The following is a 19,735-nucleotide window of genomic DNA, read 5'->3' as shown; positions in this document are numbered from 1 at the left end:
CGACGTAGATTAGGGAAGAGCGGGCCTCATCTTGGTTTTGATGTTAGGCGGCGAGCTTGCGGTGCTGCAAGCGCCGATATTCGATGGTCTGTCGCTTGGTCCTTTCACGCTGCTTGATGATCGTCGGCGCCCTGCCGAAGTAGGCGTCGGCGGGTGTCGCGTTGGCCAGGCTCTCGTGGTAACGCTGGTGATTGTAGTGTTCGACGAAGGCCTCAATCTGGGTTTCGAGGTCGCCGGGCAGGAAGTAGTTCTCCAGCAGGATGCGGTTTTTCAGAGTCTGGTGCCAGCGCTCGATCTTGCCCTGGGTCTGGGGATGGCACGGGGCGCCGCGCACATGGCTCATCTTCCGGGCCTCGATGTATTCCGCCAGTTCGCCGGCAATGTAGCTCGGCCCATTGTCGCTGAGCAGCCTGGGTTTGTGCAGCACCGTGGCACTGTCGCAATCCGAGGCCTTAAGTGCTATGTCCAGCGTGTCGGCGACGTCCTCAGCACGCATGGTGGTGCACAGCTTCCAGGCGATGATGTAGTGTGAGAAGTCGTCGAGCACCGTCGACAGGTACATCCAGCCCCACCCGATGATTTTAAAGTAGGTAAAATCGGTCTGCCACATCTCGTTCGGCCGGGTGGTCTTGGTGTGGAACTGATCGGCGGCCTTGATCACTGTATAGGCCGGACTGGTAATCAGATCGTGGGCCTTGAGCAGCCGGTAAACCGTGGCTTCCGACACGAAGTAACGCTTCTCGTCGGTGAAGCGCTCCGCCAGTTCGCGGGGGCTGAGGTCGGTCGCCTCCAGCGCCATCTCGACGATCTGGTCCTGGATGTCCTCGCCGATGCGGTTCCATACCCGGTTCGGCGCTGACGGCCGATCCTCCAGCGCTTCGGGCCCACCTTCGAGGTAGCGATCATACCAGCGGTAGAACGTCCGGCGGGCAATGCCGAGTTGGTCCAGCGTGCGCTTGGCGGGCTGGTGCGACTGCACGACGATCCGAATGATTTCGAGCTTCTCGGATGCGGGATACCTCATTCTTCGCCGTCCCCATCCCCGATCATGCTTTTTTTGAGCAGTCGATTTTCCAGCGTCAGATCGGCAACGCATTCCTTCAGGGCTCGCGTCTCCCGGCGCAAGTTCTGCACCTCGCCGGTGGTCGCGGCACGGGCGGTGTCGCCCGCCAGGCGGCGCTTGCCCGCCTCCATGAACTCCTTCGACCAGGTGTAATACAGGCTCTGGGCAATGCCTTCCTTGCGGCAAAGCTCGGAAATGCTGTCGTCGCCGCGCAGACCTTCGAGCACGATACGTATCTTATCCTCGGCCGAGAAGTGGCGCCGCGTCTGCCGCCGGATATCCTTCACCACCTGCTCCGCAGGGGCCTTCGCCGGCGATTTTGCATTGGAGGATCTGGGCTTCATCTTCGTTCCTTCGTCACTACGACGAAGCCCGGATCCTCCTTAAATCACTACCTCAAATCTGTGCCATTGGTGCTGACGAGGGGCAACATGACACAATTCGCGTAAGATATCTTATGGAACCAAAATGAAGGCGTCAGAGATTTGAACCTCGGAAACAGTATCAATGCGTGGCGTCATCCCCTGGAACTTTCGGAACATAGCCAAGCGTATGAAGAACAGTTGCGACCAACGCATGATGCGCCTTCATTTGAATTAGCGCCAAGTGGTATTTGTACCGAAGTTCCTGGCGAGCCATATCGCTCAGCTCCTGAGAGTGGCCCGCATTGAGACATTCGTAGAGACCTTGCGTAATCTCGAGCCGGCGTCGCTGCTCTATAATGACGTCGATAGCCAGTTGCTCAATCTCTTGAGGCTCCATCGCCGCGATGATCGCGGCGATGGACTGCTCAGAAGACGCCTTATCGAAGTCTAGATCGATCGTGTTTGGCACGGTATTGATGTTCCAAAGGCTCCGGTCTCGATGCACCGCTTTGAAAAATGACTGTGCGCAGACCGTGGGACGGGAAAACCGCTATCGCTGGCCCCAACGAACCAACGCGTCCCGGCTGCCGAAACACCAACCAACGTCCACCGGCATCAGGCCAGATCCGATGGCAAGCGTTCAATCAACACTGGAGCGCGAAAGGAGGCTTTCCATACCCGATGGCAATACGCACAGTCTCAAGGTTGCTTTATTGCACACATCATCTGCTCCACAAAATCTGCTCGGATGCATTCATGGCGCATCGAATTCACAGGAAAATCAGCCCCGTCCGATGGGCGATGGACACAGCATGAGTATTACTTACGGCTCTCAGCTTACGACGTGCGCTTTCCAAGTAGTGGCGTACGGTGCTTTGAGATAGGCCTAAGATTGCGGCGCATTCCCAGGCGGTTTTCCCCTCGGCGATCCACTGCAGACATTCCATTTCACGGGGTGACAGGCAATTCAGCCCGGTCGCTTGTCCCTCAAGGCGGAGCACCCGTTCGTGCAAATGAACGGCAAGAACCTGGAAATCGGACAGACGGCATAATTTCCACCGCTTCCAATCCGCAATCGAGACCTCAGAAGAGAGTGACAAGAGGCCAAGATCGCCGCGATAGCCGTGGACAGGGACCGTGACGCCGCGTTGGCCTTTGTCATGCTCGCCCATCGCACGCCTGAGCGCATTCAGTAGCTCGCCGGGCATACTGATTTCCTCCCAGTCCAGTGGCAGAAGCCGCTGGAACGCAAAGCGCAGAGCCGGCTCTATTTCCATATATCGCCACCCCCTGTTGCGGTTGATCCATCTGGAGGAGTAGGCAGCGGCCAGAAGCGGTGAATTCGCCTGACAGGGTGCCATTCCAAGGCCGATGTAAGCCATCGCTTGCAGCGAATATCGGGCGGCTATTCTGTGCAACAGAGAACCGATCATATATCGGTCCGTGAGGCCTGCAATTTCCGAGAGCAACAATGACAGGTCGGATTTTGCGAAATGTTCCAAAGAATTAGCCTTTCTCGCTGGACAAGCTTTCCAGCCCCCTTCCCCACGATGCCAGACATACCCTGTATGGTTGCTGATGTCAGCGATGTCTGATCACATTTCATGAATATCGCATTCATATTTTCTTAGGCGATTGCGTCGGTTCACAAAGCTGCTTGCAGAAGCGCAGTGGCGAGACCAAGGATCGGACATTGCTTCTCTTCGATGAGGTGGTGCGGCCTGACTACCTGTGGATTCTCGAGACCAGGCGGAGTGCCAGTCGCTAGTATGCAATTAGCCTCCCTTTCACTTCCAGTCGATCGGATACATGCACGAGACCTTTGGGAGGCGGACGCCACATCGAAATGGTTCAGGAGCGCCTCCAGGGTGCGTTTCGCGGTGATCAACGATCCTGAAACCGCCAACTGCATTTCGCGGCGATGCGGCAACACGACCGTGGAGGTCGACCAGATCAACCGCACATCGCAGATGTCGGAGTCGTCACGAACACGCTCGGAACAATTTGTCCGGGTTCAGCGCCGATGAGATAATTTCGGCTTCACGGATAGAGGGGGATTTCTGGCTCATCGCAGCCCCTCAAGGAGCGAAGATGGGACTGAGAGTTGGGACACAGAAGGAACCAGCGCATGTCTCGATCATTGTCCCATGTCAGGTAAAATATTGCTAACAATTATCATCCCATGCCATAAGAGGGCAAGGAGTATGGACATGGCAAGCAGCGCAAATCTCGGCCCCAAGCTGGAAAGCTACGTCACCGATCTGGTGAAGACAGGGCGCTATAATTCCCGCAGCGAAGTGCTGCGCGAAGGCGTGCGTTTGGTCGAGGAGCGCGAAAAGCGGCTTGCCGTACTCGACGCCGCAATCAGTCGCGGCCTTGCGGATGCTGACGCCGGACGCGTCAAACCGCTCGGCGAAGTGGCGGATCGCCTCACCGCCAAGTACCAGAAAATGGTGGAAGATCGCGGCGCGTGATTGTCGTTATTACCGAAGAGGCAGAAGCAGACCTCGAACGCATCGGCGACTACATCGCGGCGGATAATCCTCGACGGGCTGTGGCCTTCGTCCAGGAACTGGCCGATCGATGTCATCGGCTGGCGGATATGCCCCGCGCCTACCCTCTGGTTCCTCGCTACGAGCAAAAGGGCGTGCGCCGCCGTCCCTATGGCGAGTATCTGATTTTCTACCGAATTGGCGCCGAAGCGGTTGACGTGCTGCACATCCTCAACAGCGCCCAGGATTACGAAGCTATCTTGTTCCCGGAGGACTGAACGACCCCGACTCCCGGCGCTGCGGCATGTTATTGTCCGCGGCGTCCGGCAGTCCGATCTTGCAATCCTGACCGTCATGCATGCCGCCCAGAAGTGGCCTGATAGCCTTTGAGCAAGTTATTCGGCACCGGTCGGTGAGGCTTCCTGGTGGTGGGTCAAGGCGTCCTGCTTGAAGCCGGATCGTCATCGATGTCCCAATAGGTGACCACGCCCCCCATCGTTGAACCCGCTTTCCAGTACGCTGTGTTTGTAATTCTCGGGGAATTTCCGACACCAACCAAACTCAACGCTCCATTCAAGAATGTTGACTTGCCTTCTGACCAGTAAAAAAACCAGTTTTGCCCGTCCCACGAAACTGAATAGTTCAAATTTGTCCCATCGTAATTAATGCGCAACCATGATGGCACCTCTTTTATTTCATATCCATATGGCGTGCTATTAAAACTAGATGATGAATTCATTCTTTTCGCTTGCAAGAATAAAGTTGTTCCATGCTCTATGCATATCCCAACCATTTTCCCGCCTGTATCCTTCACGTATATGCCGAAGCTTGGGTAAGTCCCCATGGGAATGCCGAACTTGGCCCGAACCGTCAGCGTCCACGTTGAACTGGTTGGCACGGCCCGATAGGCGCCGGGAAACACCGCAAGAGAGCTGTTGACCGGCGTCGAATAGACAAGCCCCACATTCGCGACATCGGTGATCGTCGGCGTGACTGACGACGGGGTGTCGATGAACGTGAACGAACTCGCGGTCGGCGGGGCGAAGGGGCCGAATTCGCGCTGGACGGCAACACCACCACCGGCCGCCGCAATCGTCACACTGCCCGGTGCGTTGGTGATCGTTATGCCGGTGCCGGCCGTCAACCCGGCGGCTTGGGGTGGTCCGCCTGTTGCGCCGATGACCACTTGACCATCCGTCAAAGGTCCGGTGCTGCCGAAGGTGCCAGAGCCGGCGTTATACTGCACGGAATTCGTCGGTCCGGCGGGCCCGGTGGCGTAGCAATTCACCAGAGAATTGAAATTGCTCATGATCTGGTTGGCGTCAGCCACCTGCCCATTCGACAGCGTATAGGGCAACGCCGGACAGGCCGCCTCTGCAATCGATAGATTTCCGAGAACGAGAGCTGCGGATGTGACGGCAAGGGCAAGGAAATGATTTCTGCGCATTACGAACTCCCTGGAGCCCTCGGGCAATGACAGGCTTGCGGACCCTCTTTTACAGCTTATGAGAGAATTCGTCTAGCCTAACGGCGACCTCGATGCTACATTTTATGAGAGTATTTTGTCTTCAGTCGATGTTGATCGGAGATCCGCGATGTTCGTGCGTTTAGCTCAACTTATCTCAAAATTGTCGATACTTGTCGCAATTTTGTCATTATCCTCTGGCGCAACTTCGGCACAGTCTCAGGTTTTATATACTTACGATGATCTCGGCCGTCTGATCTCGGCTCTCTACGACAATAGCGTGTGCGTCGTGTACTCTTATGATGCCAACGGAAATCGCACAGCCCAGACCAATTCGGTCTCCGGAGCGCCGTCTACCCCGACCTGGGGAACCGGCGTCCTTGGTTGTTTCCGCTGGACGCCCTGACGAGGCCCTCCGCTCAACCCCCGATGCTTACGTAACGGCGACGTTTTTCCTCCTGGAGGCAGGTGAATGCATACGGTGAAGTCTTCAGCGACCCGTGCCGGTCGGCTCGTCACCATCATCCTCAGCCTCGTTCTGTCGAACGGATTGGCTGCCTCCGACCCGGTCTGGGCAAACAGTGATGCCCTCACCGTTTCCGTCGACGAACATGTGCAGGCTGCCCATTTCGCCGAACCACTGGTTCGCACGGCCCCAAGCTCACCCGAGGAGGATCAGGCGCTGGCTCGCGCGCTCGACGCGTACGAGCACCGCCAGAGAAACGATGATCGCAGCAGTCTCACCGACTTCCTGGCGCACTATCCTCACTCTGGCTGGTCGGCCGCGCTCTGGACCAATCTCGGCATCTCTTATCTGCACGAGGGCTATTTCTCGCAGGCCATCAAGGCTTGGCAAACCGCATGGCAGGAAGGACGGGACGCCGCTGATCCTAGGGCCAAGACCCTTGTCGACGGCGCCGTCGGCAAGCTTGCGAACCTCTATGCCGACCTCGGCCACACAGACACCCTGAAAGCCCTCCTTGCCGACATCGGGGACCGCGCAGTCACGGGTTCCGCGACGGAGGCCGTGCAGCTTGCCAGCGAACAGATCAGGGTCGCGACCAACGGCGATGGCCATCTCTTCATCTGCGGGCCGCTTGCCCTACGATCACTGATGATGTCACTGGGCGCGGATGCCGAAGACGTCAGCTTTCTGCAATGGTATCGCGCCGGATCAAACGGCACGAGCCTTCAAGAAGTCGCAAGGCTTGCGGACAAGGCGCATTTTGCCTACCGGCTCATTCACCGTGCACCGGGAGAGCCGGTTCCCGTGCCAGCGATTGTCCACTGGAAGGTCGGCCATTTCGCGGCCATTGTGGGAACGAGTAACGGGCGCTTCCACATCAAGGACTCGGTGCTTGAGGGGCCGGATATCTGGGTTACGCCCGCTGCCCTTGATCAGGAAGCGAGCGGATATTTCCTGATCCCAGCCGACGAGCCTCGCGATCACGCCTGGCAATCTGTCTCGCTTGATGACGCAGCCGCCATCCGAGGCAAGGGGGTCACCAACAAAACCCGCCCCGGCGATGCCAATGATCCATTGGCCAATGGGTCAAAGGGGAACGGGACAAGTCCCAATATACCCGGTCCGCTGGGCGCTGGCGGTTCAAGCTGGCCCAATGGCTCCAATGGTCCAGACGCACCGCCAGACCCCAACAACTGCTCCGGCGGCGGGGGCATGTGCGACTACAACATCAAGGAATCCAGCGTCAGTCTCTTCCTGTCCGATACCCCCGTGGGCTATGCCCCGCCGATCGGTCCATCTGTGCAGACAACGCTCAGCTACAATCAGCGCGAGGACGGTCAACCCCAGAATTTCAGCTACATCAATGTGGGCCAGAAATGGACGATCAACTGGCTCGGCTATGTCACCGATGACCCGGCCAACATCGGCGCCACCGTGTCGCGTTTCATGTCCGGAGGCAGCACCTATCACTACGACGGATACGACAGCGCAACAGGAGCTTTTAAGGCTCAGGACGACGACGGTTCGGTTCTCGTTCTTGCGTCTGAATCGCCCGTCACGTACCGGCGCGAACAGCGCAACGGCGGCGTGGAGATTTTCTCCCAGTCGGATGGCAGCACCAGCTATCCACGCAATGTCTTCCTGACGGACATCATTGATCCGCAAGGCAACGCCGTTCATCTGACTTACGACAGTCAGCAGCGATTGGTTTCGCTGACCGATGCCACCAACCGTGTGACAACATTCACCTACGGCCTGGCCTCCCAGCCTCTGAAGGTCACCCAGATCACCGACCCTTTCGGCCGCAACGCAACGCTGACCTATGACCCCTATGGCCGGCTGACGTCCATCACTGACACAATCGGGCTGACCTCGACGTTCACCTACGACGCCAATGGACTCGTCAACAACATGACGACAGCCTATGGCACGACCACATTCGCCTTTACGCCACCTGGGACGAGTGCTCCCCCGCGCTTTGTTCAGGTGACCGATCCGCTCGGCTACAAAGAGCGCGAGGAGTGGGTAGAACCCCTGCCGATCCCGGACAGCGATCCGCCCGAAACCGTGCCGGTCGGCATGCCGATCGCACCCACAAATCAATATCTCGTCTATCGAAACAGCGTTCACTGGGACAAGACAGCGTATGTCGAAGCCGGCTGCACGGACACGGGCGGTTGTGACTATACCAAAGGCCGCATCCGGCATTTCCTGCACATGCCGGACAACACGATCAAGTCGACCACGATTGAGAGCGTCAAATATCCGCTCGAAAACCGGATTTGGTATGCCTACCCGGGCCAGACAGCCAGTTCGTTTGTCGGCAGCTACAGCAAACCGAGCGCCATTGGCCGCGTGCTCGACGACGGCACGTCCCAGATTCGCCGGTTCTCGTATGATACGAGCGGTTACTTCAACTTAATCAAGGTCATCGATCCTGCCGGCCGGACAACGAATTTCGTCTATGCCAACGACATTGACCTGCAAGCGATAACCCAGATCACCGAGCGCGGTATCAAGTCGACGATTGCCCAGTTCGGCTACAACGGCCAGCACCTGCCGGTGTTCTATGTCGACGCGGCCGGCCAAAAAACCGGCTTCACCTACAATGCCGCCGGCCAGCTGACCTCCAGAACCAACGCCCTCGGGGAGACAACAAGGTTCCACTACGACAGCAATGCAAATCTTGCATCCGTCACCAACGCGAATGGCCAAACAGCCGCGACCTACACCTACGACACCTTTGCCCGGGTTGCGACCTACACCGATTCAGAGGGATGGACCGCAGCTTACGACTACGATGCCGCCGATCGCCTCACCAAAATCACCTATCCGGACGGGACATTCGAGGCCTTCACCTACGACAAGCTCGATCTCGCATCCTACCGGGACCGGCAAGACCGACTGTGGCTCTACACCTATGATGCAAACCGCCGCCTGACGGATATTACCGATTCGCTCGGCAACATGATCGCCTATGGCTATAGCGAGAGAGGCCAGGTCACCAGTCTGACCGATGCCAAGGGGTATGTGACCAGCTGGAGCTATGACGTCCAGGGACGCATGACGTCAAAGCAATACGCGGATGCCTCGACAGTCGTGCACACCTACGAGACAACGACCAGCCGACTTAAATCCATCACCGATGCGCTCTCGCAGATCAAGGAGTTCGGCTACGGAATCGACGACAGCCTGACCAGTATCAGCTACGTCGACACGCTCAATCCCACCCCCGACGTCTCCTTCACCTATGACCCTTATTTCCCGTTCCTCACGTCGATGAGCGACGGGACCGGCACGACGCAATACACCTACGTGCCACCGTTTTCTCAAGGCGCCCTGAAGCGCGCGGGTGAGTGTTTCATCCCCACAGGAGGCACCGCATGCGCCCACGAGATCACCTATGCCTATGACGCCCTCGGACGGATCGCCTCACGCTCGGTGACAGATGCCGGCACGGAGACCTTTGCCTACGACACGCTCGGCCGCCTCAGTGGCCACATCAGCGATCTGGGGGAATTCGCGCTGAGCTACCTGGGCGAGACCAATCAGCTTGCCTTGCGTCAGCTGGTTGGTTCCGGTGCCACTCTTCAGACGGCCTGGACCTATCTGCCCAATTCCGGCGACCGTCGTCTCGCCTCGATCAGCAACACCGGCCTGACCGCCGGCCAGTATTCGAATTTCGCGTTCACGACGACTCCCGAAAACGAAATCTCTTCCATCACCGAGACCAGTGACGTCACGCCCGTTGTTCCCGCCGCGCTCACACAGACGGCGGCCTACAACAATCTCAACCAGCTGACGGACCTCTCCGGCCAGAGCCTGACCTACGATGCCAACGGCAATCTCTTGTCCGACGGTCAGCGCAATTACAGTTGGGATGCCGAGAACCGGCTGATTGGGATCACCTATCCGTCCGAGGCTGGCAAGGCGACCGCCTTCGCTTACGACGGGCTCGGACGTCGCGTGCAGATCACCAGCACGCCGGCGGGCGGAGGCAGCGCAACGACGCGCAAATTCGTCTGGTGTGGCGACCGCCTTTGTCAGGCGCGGGACGACACCTACGCCCTGACACGGGAATACCTGGACGAGGGCGAGTTCCTGCCGGGCACGAGCCCCACGACCTACTATTACGGCATCGACCAGATCAGCTCCGTGCGCCGTGTCTTCGCCGACACGGCCAACGCGCCCGCCTACGCCTACGATCCCTACGGCAATCCGCTGCAGGCGACCGCCCCGCTTGCCGACTTCGGCTATGCTGGGATGTTTGGCAGCCTGGAAAGCGGGCTGAATCTCACTTGGTACCGTGCCTATGATCCGGCTTCAGGAAGATGGATCAGTCGCGACCCAATCGGAATGTTGGGCGATTCGTATGCGAATCTATATCGCTACGTTGAAAATGACCCAGTCGACTTTTATGACCCGACTGGAGAACGTCGACTTCGCGAGATTATTCGGACGTGCGGCATCGCCCTTGGGTTATTGACCGGTAATCCGGATGGGCCAGCTGGCAACGAGCCAGACCCATATCCTATAGAATCTCCTCTACCCGACAAATTCAGAAGTCCATCAAGGCTAAAGCCAAATGACCGAGAATAGATATTACTCGCACAATGAGCTTCTTCAAAAAGAGCCAGATTTGGCGAAGCTACGCCACGCGCATGAAAAATTAAGATATTCAAAAGATGAGGCCATCTCTGAACTGAAGGATCTTGCTTCTTCTGGATCTATTTTGGCGCTTAATTACCTCGGTGATACGTACCGTCGAGGCGATAATACAGACTATCAAGAGGCGGCTAAATGGTATCGACTGGCATTCGAAGGTGGATCAATTAATGCTATATACCACCTTGGTACACTATTATTAAAAATGAACTATTTAAAAGAAGCAAAAGAAATACTGGAAATTGGCGTAAAAATTAATGATCCTCCTTGCTATTACTGGCTTGCAAGAACTTATGAGGAGCTATACCCGTCAGGGGATCGTTCAGGCGAAATAGAAAAATTACTTCTTAGCGCGTCAAAGCTAGGAAACGCTACGGCGTCGACTAAATTAGGACTACTATACGCGCGAGGAAGGTATGGACTTAAGAAAATACCGGTGGGTATATATATGTACTTTACGGCCCTGTTAAGAGGATTGAGAACGCTAACAAAGGATAGAAATGACCGACGTCTGTGGTGATTTTTGTAATTTCTCCTCATACAAACTTTTGGCTCGAGGTTGTCGCGGTCTTATTCTTGGACTGCCTGAAATTGCGCGGTGACAGCGCAACAACGCGCAAATTCGTCAGGTGTGGCGACCGCCTTTGTCAAGCGCGCGATGACACCTATTCCCTGACATGGGAATACCTCGACGAGGGCGAGTTCCTGCCGGGCACGAGCCCCACTACCTACTATTACGGCATCGACCAGATCAGCTCCGTGAGCCGTGTCTTTACCGATACATCCAACGCTCCCGCTTACGCCTATGATCCCTACGGGAACCCGTTGCAGGCGACCGCGCCGCTTGCCGACTTCGGCTATGCCGGGATGTTTGGCAGTCCGGAAAGTGGGCTTAATCTCACCTGGTATCGTGCCTATGACCCGGCTTCAGGTTGATGGCTTTCACGTGATCCCATAGGTGAGGCAACTGACGAGCTAGCAAATTTATATGTATAAGTAGAAAACAACCCTATCGCAGACATCGATCCTTATGGGGAGAGAAAACTTGGTAACTTCATTCGGATGTGCGGTGTAGCGATATCACTTGCAACGCATGACCCCCTGACAGGCAAAGGCAACATCGCCGCGGGAAATCAACCTCCTCGCTATCCGCCTCCACCAGTCGTCAGAGTTGTGCCAGGGCAAGGACCCGATCCAAAAAATGACTGATAAACGCTTGAAAAATTACGATGACTTAATAAAAGAGGAGCCAGATCTTTCTCTTTTGAATAGAGCCTACGCACTATTGTCGACAAATTTTGAAAGAGCGACCTCCCAGCTTGCCGAACTAGCTGACAGAGGGTCTATCCTCAGTATGATCTACTTGGGTGAAGCGTATCAGCGCAGCCAGCCGAAAAATTTAGACGCGGCAGAAAAATGGTATCGGAAAGCCTATGAAAACGGAGCTGCTATGGGATTGTTTGCTCTAGGGCTGTTGCATTTCCAGAAAAATAACTACGCCGAGGCAGAGACATTATTTCAAGAAGGTGCAGAAAATGATGATGAGTTATCTATGTTTTGGCTAGCAAAAATCTACGCTCATAATGATAATTTTGACAAAAATAGATACAAAATAAGATTGCTTTTGGAGAAATCCGCATCGAAGGGGAACGTGAGCGCTAAAAGTGCTCTTGCCTTCTCGTTCATGAAAGGGCGATATGGTCTGGGAAATATACCTAAAGGTATATGGCTATATTTAAGCAGCTTGCTTGAAGCAGCAAAGATTGCAATAAAAAATCCGGATGATCCGCGATTGTGGCACTAAGTTTCGGCGCGATACCATTGTTCATTAGACCTCATTCGACGTTTTGACTGCGCCAGGAATTTTACTTTTCAAACGCACAGAGACAGCCTGTGCCATAGCTACTGCACAAACCAAGTCGGTCGACGATTACAAGGCCAAGGCCTTACCGCTCCCGTCCCTTGCCCCTCGCCCGCCCGCTCTTCTCCCTGCTTCTCCACCCGACCACCTCCCGGGCCCGCACCAGCTGCGCCTCGCGGACACGGATGCTGCCCGCCATCAACCCGTCCATGATGATCTTGAACTGCCTGAGCTGCTGAATGCGCTTCAGAGCTGGCTCGGTTTATCTGAACAGTTTGCGGGCTGTCTCTAAGTGGATTTCCGCCCTGGTTATGCCGCAACCGGGATTGGCTGCAGCGCATTGAAGTAGGCCTGATCGGGCGTCTGCCGTGCCAGGCTCTGGTGAGGTCTTCGGCCGTTGTAGAACGCGAGATAGCGGCCGATCGAAGCGCGCGCGTCGGACACGCTGGCATAGGCGCGCAGGTAGACCTCCTCGTATTTGACCGATTTCCAGATGCGCTCGACGAAGACGTTGTCGCGCCAGGCGCCCTTGCCATCCATGCTGATCTTGATGCCGGAGCCGATCAGCAGGGCGGTGAACTCGCGGCTGGTGAACTGCGAGCCTTGGTCGGTATTGAAGATATCCGGCTTGCCGAAGCGCGCCATCGCCTCCTCGACGGCCTCGATGCAGAAGGCGACGTCCATCGTGATCGAGAGCCGCCAGGCCAGGACCTTGCGGCTGAACCAGTCGACGACGGCCGTCAGATAGACGAAGCCCCGCGCCATCGGGATGTAGGTGATGTCCATCGCCCAGACCTGATTGGCGCGCGTCACCGGCAGCTTGCGCAGCAGGTAAGGGAAGATCTTGTGCCCCGGCGCCGGCTTTGACGTGTTCGGTCGGCGGTAAAGCGCCTCGATCCCCATCCGCTTCATCAGCGTCGCGACGTGGAGACGCCCAGCGACATGCCCCTCGGCCAGCAGCAGACCCTGCAGCATGCGGCTGCCGGCGAAGGGGTATTCCAGATGCAGCGCGTCAATCGCGCGCATCAAGGCCAGATCAGCAGACGAGGCCGCGCGGGGCAGATAATAGACACTGCCTCGGCTGATCCCGAGTGCTCTGGCCTGCCGGTTGAGCGGCAGATCGTGATGGCGGTCGATCATCGCTTTGCGCTCAGAAGGCCGGCCTTGCCGAGCGCGCCGGACAAAAAATCGTTCTCCAGCGCCAGCTCCCCGATCTTCGCATGCAGCGTCTTCACGTCGATCGTTGGTGCGTTGGACTCGGACTTCGCTTCGGAGCCGAAGACACCGGCAGCCCCTTCAAGGAGCTGGCTGCGCCACTGCGTGATCTGGTTGGGGTGGACGTCGAACTGCTGCGCCAGGTCGGCCAGCGTCTTCTCGCCCTTGATGGCCGCCAATGCGACCTTCGCCTTGAAAGCCGGGCTGTGGTTCCGGCGAACGCGTCTCGTCATATCCGCTCCTGTTCACGGCAATCATGCCGCGTTCAGGCCGAAAATCCACCTATGCCCAATGTCCAAATTTCCCGAGCCAGCTCTCTTCTTCGCATGGGCAGCCTTGCGGGAGGCCTCCGCCTTGCGCTGCTTCTCCTCCTGGGCCGCCTTCCAGCGATTGAACCGGAAGGCCTTGCCCATGATCGCCCCCTCGCTCCAGAACGTGAACCGCCGTTCCCAACATCCGCATTCATCGCGGCGACTAACTCCTGGGCAAATTCCACCTTGAGGCTTGGGTCATTGCATTGATGGATGAGGGCAAGATTGATCATCTGAGATTTCTCGTCATTTGTTGAAGGCAGTCACGAGAGGCAGGTGGAAGAGGGAGGCCCAAGCTTCGGCGCTGGCTCTCTGGACCGCGATGATGTTGGTTTCGCCGGTCCACCAGCCGTTACCGATTGCCACAATGACCTCGGGCTTTGGGATCATCGACTGCAGCACGGGCCAAATCAGCAACTGTTCGTAGCAGATCAGCGGCGCGATCGGCGTTCCGGCAAATCGCGCTCTCGGATTGTCAAAGAATTGCGCCCTTACCCCGCCGGTGGTCCAAGGCTGCCACATCGATATCGGCACGGGCATGCGCTCGCGATAAAGGATGCGTGCGCCGTGCCCTGAGACCTCGATCATGACGTTGTCATAGCCGGTTTCATCGACAACGATCGCGCCGCCGGCCACTGTGACATCAAGGCCTGAAAGGGCATTGCGCCAAAAATGCTCGGTTGTCGGCGTCCATGTACCGAAGGCCCCTTCCGGCAGGACGATCCGCGTCACACCCTTCTTGGCAGCCTTTCGAACGAGTGCCGCCGTTGCCTGCTGTTGGCCGTAAGCCGACCGGGATTTTGTTCCGTCCTGATTGAACTGCGTGTCGATCCCGGCCCAACCGGCTGGTGGCTGCGGCGCAATCCAGCTCACGGCCGACGCTGCCCAGGCCAGACAGAGGCCGAGCCCCGCGATCGGCCAAACTCTTGTCGTCATAGCCAAAAGGCCGAAGGCCATTGCGAGTAAGCTAATCCAGCCCCAACCAGGGAACAAGACGCCGGCGACCGTGATTGGACTTGCCCAGCCAGTGATGCCGAAGGGCGGGAAAGCCATGAGAAACAAAGCTATGGCGTAGCGAAGCGATCGCTGCCATCCAGGCTTCGACGGCCATAGCAGGCCGTGAACCAGCACGAAGAGCAGGGAGGCAGCGAACCAAAGCCCGAGCGCCACGCCCATATCCGTCGCATAGAAGATCGAAACACCGGCAGGCAGACCGCGCGAGGCAGCGAGGAAATAGGCGAGCGCAACAAGGGTCGCGACAAACCTGTTCGGTGCAAATGCCCAGAGCGTTGGAAAGAGGCAGGCCACAGGCAATGCCTGCGTCTCGCCGCTCCAGGCGAGCATACCAACGGCGGCGCTGCCGGCGATGAACCCGAGAGCGATAGCGGGATCACGGCGTGAAGGTGATAACAGGCGTCGCAAGTCCCAGAACGCCATTGGCCGGGACCGGCCCAAAATATCGCGAGTCATAGGACCCCTTGAACGGAGAATGGAGGAAGAGATCACCGGCTGGCACGATCCCGCCGGCATAAGGTTTGAGCGCTCGACCGGCCCCGTCCTTTGCCTGAACTTTTGAGTTCGGCAGGGTGCGTCCATCGATCAAGACCCAGGTCCCGATTTCAATGTCCTGCCCCGGCAGAGCGACGACGGTCTTGATGAGCGGGCTGAGCCAGCCGGGGCAAAGGCCACGCCGCAGATATCCGTGTTTGCGAGCCAACTCGAATGCTGGTGTGAGCGGCGGACAGATGAAGATGCGATCGCCGATGCGGATATCCCGATGAAGCCTTGTGATGCGCCAGAGCCCGAGTGGATAGCTCGGCGTCAAGTTCACCCTGAACCCACCCGCAGCGCCGGCGAAGAAGAGAACGAGTGGAAGCGAAAACAGGATCGCGATCACGACAATACGTCTGCGCCTGATCATTGCTTCAGCGCCGGGCTCTGGCGCTGCGTATGCCGCAGGGTTTCGGCTTCCTTCAAGGCGGCTTGCGTGCGCTCCTCGGCTGCCAACTGCTGACCGGCCCGCATGACCGGCCAGGCGGCTGCGAGCTGTTCTCGCTCTGCCGATCCGAGACCTGTAGCGGCCTTTTCAAAGGCTGGTCCCTTCGCGTCCTTGGCGTCCAATGGCAACAACGTCCGTTCGCCGAAGCGCTCGGAAACGGCCGTGTTAAACGCATCGATCTCGGCTTTGACCATGTTGTCCGCCAGCGCAAAGCCAAGAGCGGCTGGCAGGTCGTTGCGATCGATCGCATCCCGGACTTTGGCAAGCACCGCGCCCGCTACCGGCGATAGCGCTGGAATGTCGATTGAGACCCGTTCACGCTGTGCCTCTTCCGCTGCAGCGAGAGTTTGCCGGGTCTTCTCCCGCATCTCCAGATAGCGTTCCAGATCACGGCAAAGCGCTGGGACATTGAGCATCGCGATGCGACGATCCTCGCGGCTCTCGTTGTCGGCAAAAAGCCCTTTGCTGCCGCGCATGGCACCAAAGTGCGTCGGGTCCTCGTTGATCTGAGCAAGGCGCGTCGCGGCAACATTTTTGTCCGCGGCGACCGTGTCCATACCCATCGCGGCGAAAGCCTTTTCAGGATCGGCGTAGACAAGGCGAATGCGGTGCGAAACTTCATTCCATTGCCTTTGCAGCGCCGGATCGGATTGCAGCTTTTGCTCGGCAGTATCGGCAACCGACAGCGAGAAGGACGTGACACCTTTGACCATGGGTTCGAGCCTTGTTGCTGATGTTCGGGATGGTTGAAGCGCGCTGTCGACGAGGCCAAGCCGGGCACCTGCTGCACGGAGCCGCGCCCCGAGTTCAGCGAGCCTTTGCTTTTGCCGAAGCGTCCATTGCAGCCGGTCGCGCATCAGTGTTCGGGCAACGCGCATCAAGTGAAGGCCGCGATTGTTGGCAAAGCGCAGGGCCTGGCCGTAGAAACGCCCGTCCGCATAGTCGAGCGTCACTTCCTTGGCGTTTTTGCGGGACAAAAGGGTTTCGAGGCCGCCGGCAATCGCAAACGATCGGCTGCCGTAATAGAGGCTCATGTCCTCCCGGTGGCGCGTCATCGCGACATAGGTCAGATGCCGGTCGAGGGAGAGCGAGGCCAGCACCTTGATCCGATCGACGGTCGCACCTTGCGATTTGTGGATCGTCGTCGCATAGCCATGGTCGAGATTGCGATAAAAGCGCTGATCGATCTCAACGCGCCTCGCTGCCTCCCCTTCCCCGACCTTGGCAACCATACGTCCAGGTGAAGCCTCGACAACCTTGGCGATCATGCCATTCTTGACGCCAAGCGAGCCCTCGTTCTTGAGGAAGACGATCTGGTCGCCGGTGGCAAAGTTTCGCGTACCGTCTTCAGTCTTGAAGACATGGCCCTCCTCAATCAGGCCGCGCTCGATGAGCGTTTGCCGCGCGAGCGTGTTGAGGAGACGGACATCACGGCGAAGATGGGCCAGGATCAGCGAGGACTTTGCCGGATCGTAATCGCGGTTCCAGTCGGCGATCAGACGGTCGACGGCTTCGGCCTTCAGCCGCATACCGACAAGCTTGCCTCTCGCCGCGTAGGCTTTGAGTGCATTTGCGACTTGCCCCCGCGCAAGGTCAAGCGAGGCGGCACGCATCCAGCCTTCGTTCTGGCGATAGATGGTTTGAAGTTCCGCGTAGCCGGTGCGCTCTGCGATCGCGCGGAAGGCCGCCCCCGCCTCGATCGGCTGCAGCTGTTCGGCATCGCCGACAAGAACCAGCTTGGCGCTAGCCTTTGTCACGGCCTCGACAAAGGTTGCCATCTGTTTGGAGGCAACCATGCCTGCTTCGTCGAGAGCGAAGATGGTCTTCTCGTCGAGGCGTCCGCTGCCCTTTGACCAGCCGAGCTCCCAGGAGGCGAGCGTGCGGGAGGCAATTCCTGCTTCCTTCTGCAAACCCTCGGCCGCCTTGCCGGCAAGCGCGCCGCCGACCACGGTGTAGCCAGCAAGCTCCCAGGCTTCGCGCGCGGCCTTCATCATCGTGGTCTTGCCGGCTCCTGCCCGGCCGACAACCGCCGCGATCCGCTCCGGCCCGGCCACATGAGCGATGGCGGCCTTCTGCTCGTCCGATAGCCGGGCATGGCGCGAGAAGACCGTCTCCAACACTTTGCTGGTGACGGCGAATTCATTTCGTTTGGAGAGCCAGTCTGCACGGCTGACCATTTCGGCTTCGAGCCGGATCATCGCCCGCGTCGTCAACCGTGCCGGCAGACGCCTCGCCGTCGCGAGATCGATCGTCTCGTCGGCAAGTTTCAGGCACTCGGGGCTTTGAACGATCCGGGCAAGCAGGCGCTGAAACGTCTCGACATCATCGATGTAGCGATGCAGCACCTTGGCAATATCGCGTTCATCAAAGACGCTTCGTTCCGAAGTTACGAGATCAAGGACTGTCTCGGGCCGGGCCTTGATGCGTTTCGCATTGTCCCGGCGCTCTGCCTCGTGACGGTCAAGGCGCTCAAGATCGATGACGCGCCCCTTTTCGCCGGCCTTGCGCTGCAGCGCCTTGGCGCCGACACCGATATGTGTCGTCGGCACGAGATCGATGCCACGTTCGGCATAGGAGCGGCCATCGACGCGGATATCCAGACCGGCCATGGCCAGATGCCGGTTCTGGAGATCGAGCCAGCCTTGTCGTTGTTCCAGGAACTCAGCTTTTTCCCCCGACCAAAGCTTGTATTGGATCTTGCCGCTTTTGCTTCGCACCGGACTGCCGCCGCTATCGAGCATCGGCACTTTTTTCGAGCCAAATCCGCCTTCGGTGAGAGGCCGCAGCGTCGTCATCAAGTGGATATGCGGATTGCCGGGATCGTCATGAAACACCCAATCTGCCACCTGCCCCCGGGACAGCACCTGCTCACTCACGAACTGATTCACGAGCACGATGTTCTGCTCGGCGCTGAGCTCCACCGGTAAGGCGACGATGAACTCTTTCGCGAGCTGCGCATCGGACCGCTTTTCGAAGGCTTCGACGGCATTCCAAAAGGCTTCCGATGCACCTGCAACAGACCGGTCGGCAATGAGCGCCCGGGCCCAGGCCGGAGCATACGGCGGAAGCAGGAACGCCTCGTGGGCAAGGTTCGGCTTGTTGGAATAGTCAACGTAACGCGCTTCGCGTTGATGCTCCATCTTTGCGCAGTGGCGATAGGCGGCTGAGAGCACCGCGCTGCGGCCATTGCCGCGGGAAATCAGCTGAGGCGTGAAATGCGTGATCGCCACGGCGCGAAAAGCTCCTCAAAGACCAAAATACAACGTTGGTCCGAAGGAGGAGGCCGCGCCGTTCGGCACCCGCCAGCAGGTCGTCGTGCCAGCGACGTATTACTGCGCCCTTGAAACTCTCCTTCGGATCGCCGGGATAATTCTCCAAAGCGTCGGCCTTGCCGACCCGGTCATTCTGCCGGGGTGCGCTTCGCGCTCGCCCGGGTCAGTCTGCGCCCGGCCTTAAAGGCCTTCGCGAGACTTTGGAGCCCCCAACCGAGAAACCCTGTCCCCGACCGTATTGGCGACGACATTCGGTCTTCGGCTGTGGGCTCTCTTAAGGGGATGGAGCAACCGGAATGAAAAAGCCCTCTTCGAAGATCCGGGAAGAGATCGCCCGATTGCAGGGGCAACTGAAAGCCGCGGAGACCAGGGAGGCCGAACGCATCGGCCGGATTGCCCTCAAAGCCGGCCTCGGCGAAATCGAGATCGATGAGACGGAGCTGCTGGAGGTCTTCGAGGAGATGGCAGAACGGTTTCGCGGCAGCGGCAGCACACATCGAAAATCGACGCCCGCGCCGGTCGAGCCTGGCGAGGCTCAGAGGCCGCAAGGTGAGGCTTGAG

Annotated in this window: 17 protein-coding genes; 8 read left to right on the top strand and 9 right to left on the bottom strand. The window is 58.2% G+C overall.

All coding sequences use genetic code 11. From position 1 onward, the window contains the following. Positions 1-43: 43 nt before the first annotated feature. From HDIA_RS24650 to HDIA_RS24640, 3 genes are all read right to left on the bottom strand, one after another. Positions 44-1,407, bottom strand: a protein-coding gene (locus HDIA_RS24650; protein WP_245884345.1) for an IS3 family transposase whose coding sequence is annotated in 2 segments (ribosomal slippage) — positions 44-1,057 and positions 1,060-1,407 — 1,362 coding nt in all. Because the reading frame shifts where the segments join, the coding sequence is not laid out codon by codon here. Between the two features lie 160 nt (positions 1,408-1,567). Continuing rightward, positions 1,568-1,897: a transcriptional repressor TraM gene (locus tag HDIA_RS24645; protein ID WP_099559166.1), complete on the bottom strand. Its 330-nt coding sequence runs from the start codon at positions 1,895-1,897 to the stop codon at positions 1,568-1,570. A 301-nt stretch (positions 1,898-2,198) separates the two neighbouring features. After that, positions 2,199-2,861 (bottom strand): helix-turn-helix transcriptional regulator, encoded by a 663-nt coding sequence (locus HDIA_RS24640; RefSeq protein WP_157775826.1) that lies wholly within the window; start codon positions 2,859-2,861, stop codon positions 2,199-2,201. A gap of 273 nt (positions 2,862-3,134) precedes the next feature. On the opposite strand from HDIA_RS24640, the gene HDIA_RS25545 reads away from it, so the two are divergent. The 3 genes from HDIA_RS25545 (at position 3,135) to HDIA_RS24625 (ending at position 4,198) form a co-directional block, all read left to right on the top strand. Beyond that, positions 3,135-3,455, top strand: coding sequence for a type IV secretory system conjugative DNA transfer family protein (locus HDIA_RS25545; protein ID WP_342748142.1), 321 nt, complete (start codon positions 3,135-3,137; stop codon positions 3,453-3,455). Between the two features lie 183 nt (positions 3,456-3,638). After that, entirely contained in the window at positions 3,639-3,902 is a 264-nt protein-coding gene (locus tag HDIA_RS24630; RefSeq protein WP_099559238.1) for a type II toxin-antitoxin system ParD family antitoxin, read from the top strand. Further along, positions 3,899-4,198, top strand: a complete 300-nt coding sequence (locus HDIA_RS24625) for a type II toxin-antitoxin system RelE/ParE family toxin (RefSeq protein ID WP_099559164.1) — start codon at positions 3,899-3,901, stop codon at positions 4,196-4,198. Before HDIA_RS24630 ends, HDIA_RS24625 begins: the two co-directional genes overlap by 4 nt. 155 nt (positions 4,199-4,353) lie before the next feature. On the opposite strand, the gene HDIA_RS25540 is transcribed toward HDIA_RS24625, so the two are convergent. After that, positions 4,354-5,367: a hypothetical protein gene (locus HDIA_RS25540; protein ID WP_157775825.1), complete on the bottom strand. Its 1,014-nt coding sequence runs from the start codon at positions 5,365-5,367 to the stop codon at positions 4,354-4,356. A 490-nt stretch (positions 5,368-5,857) separates the two neighbouring features. On the opposite strand from HDIA_RS25540, the gene HDIA_RS24615 reads away from it, so the two are divergent. From HDIA_RS24615 to HDIA_RS25530, 4 genes are all read left to right on the top strand, one after another. Then, on the top strand, positions 5,858-10,450 hold the full coding sequence (locus HDIA_RS24615) for an RHS repeat-associated core domain-containing protein (RefSeq protein WP_099559162.1): 4,593 nt from the start codon (positions 5,858-5,860) through the stop codon (positions 10,448-10,450). Then, a complete protein-coding gene (locus tag HDIA_RS25535) occupies positions 10,437-11,036 on the top strand; it encodes a tetratricopeptide repeat protein (RefSeq protein WP_157775824.1) in 600 nt (199 codons plus the stop codon). The genes HDIA_RS24615 and HDIA_RS25535 overlap by 14 nt, the downstream gene beginning before the upstream one ends. Positions 11,037-11,107: 71 nt before the next feature. After that, positions 11,108-11,452, top strand: a complete 345-nt coding sequence (locus HDIA_RS24610) for an RHS repeat-associated core domain-containing protein (RefSeq protein ID WP_157775823.1) — start codon at positions 11,108-11,110, stop codon at positions 11,450-11,452. A gap of 265 nt (positions 11,453-11,717) precedes the next feature. Further along, positions 11,718-12,320, top strand: coding sequence for a tetratricopeptide repeat protein (locus HDIA_RS25530; RefSeq protein WP_157775822.1), 603 nt, complete (start codon positions 11,718-11,720; stop codon positions 12,318-12,320). A gap of 366 nt (positions 12,321-12,686) precedes the next feature. Here the strand turns inward: HDIA_RS25530 and HDIA_RS24605 are convergent. The 5 genes from HDIA_RS24605 to traA form a co-directional block, all read right to left on the bottom strand. Continuing rightward, positions 12,687-13,825 (bottom strand): IS3 family transposase gene (locus tag HDIA_RS24605; protein WP_099554957.1). Its coding sequence is split into 2 segments (ribosomal slippage): positions 12,687-13,567 and positions 13,567-13,825, totalling 1,140 coding nucleotides; the frame shifts between segments, so codons are not numbered across the junction. Positions 13,826-13,846: 21 nt separating this feature from the next. Beyond that, positions 13,847-14,005 carry a hypothetical protein gene (locus tag HDIA_RS25525; RefSeq protein ID WP_157775821.1) on the bottom strand — a complete coding sequence of 53 codons (159 nt, stop codon included), beginning with the start codon at positions 14,003-14,005 and terminating at the stop codon, positions 13,847-13,849. A gap of 144 nt (positions 14,006-14,149) precedes the next feature. Then, positions 14,150-15,340, bottom strand: coding sequence for a conjugal transfer protein TraB (locus tag HDIA_RS24600; RefSeq protein WP_099559160.1), 1,191 nt, complete (start codon positions 15,338-15,340; stop codon positions 14,150-14,152). After that, positions 15,294-15,824, bottom strand: coding sequence for a conjugative transfer signal peptidase TraF (gene traF / locus HDIA_RS24595; protein WP_099559159.1), 531 nt, complete (start codon positions 15,822-15,824; stop codon positions 15,294-15,296). Before traF ends, HDIA_RS24600 begins: the two co-directional genes overlap by 47 nt. Then, entirely contained in the window at positions 15,821-19,132 is a 3,312-nt protein-coding gene (traA, locus tag HDIA_RS24590; RefSeq protein ID WP_099559158.1) for a Ti-type conjugative transfer relaxase TraA, read from the bottom strand. The genes traF and traA overlap by 4 nt, the downstream gene beginning before the upstream one ends. Before the next feature lie 338 nt (positions 19,133-19,470). Between traA and traC the strand changes: the two genes are divergently transcribed. After that, positions 19,471-19,734 carry a conjugal transfer protein TraC gene (gene traC, locus HDIA_RS24585; RefSeq protein ID WP_099559157.1) on the top strand — a complete coding sequence of 88 codons (264 nt, stop codon included), beginning with the start codon at positions 19,471-19,473 and terminating at the stop codon, positions 19,732-19,734. Position 19,735 lies beyond the last annotated feature (1 nt).

This window comes from Hartmannibacter diazotrophicus (assembly GCF_900231165.1).
In the GTDB taxonomy this organism is placed as follows: domain Bacteria; phylum Pseudomonadota; class Alphaproteobacteria; order Rhizobiales; family Pleomorphomonadaceae; genus Hartmannibacter; species Hartmannibacter diazotrophicus.
Note: the sequence above shows the minus strand (reverse complement) of the source record. Positions and strands in the feature narration are given on the sequence as shown.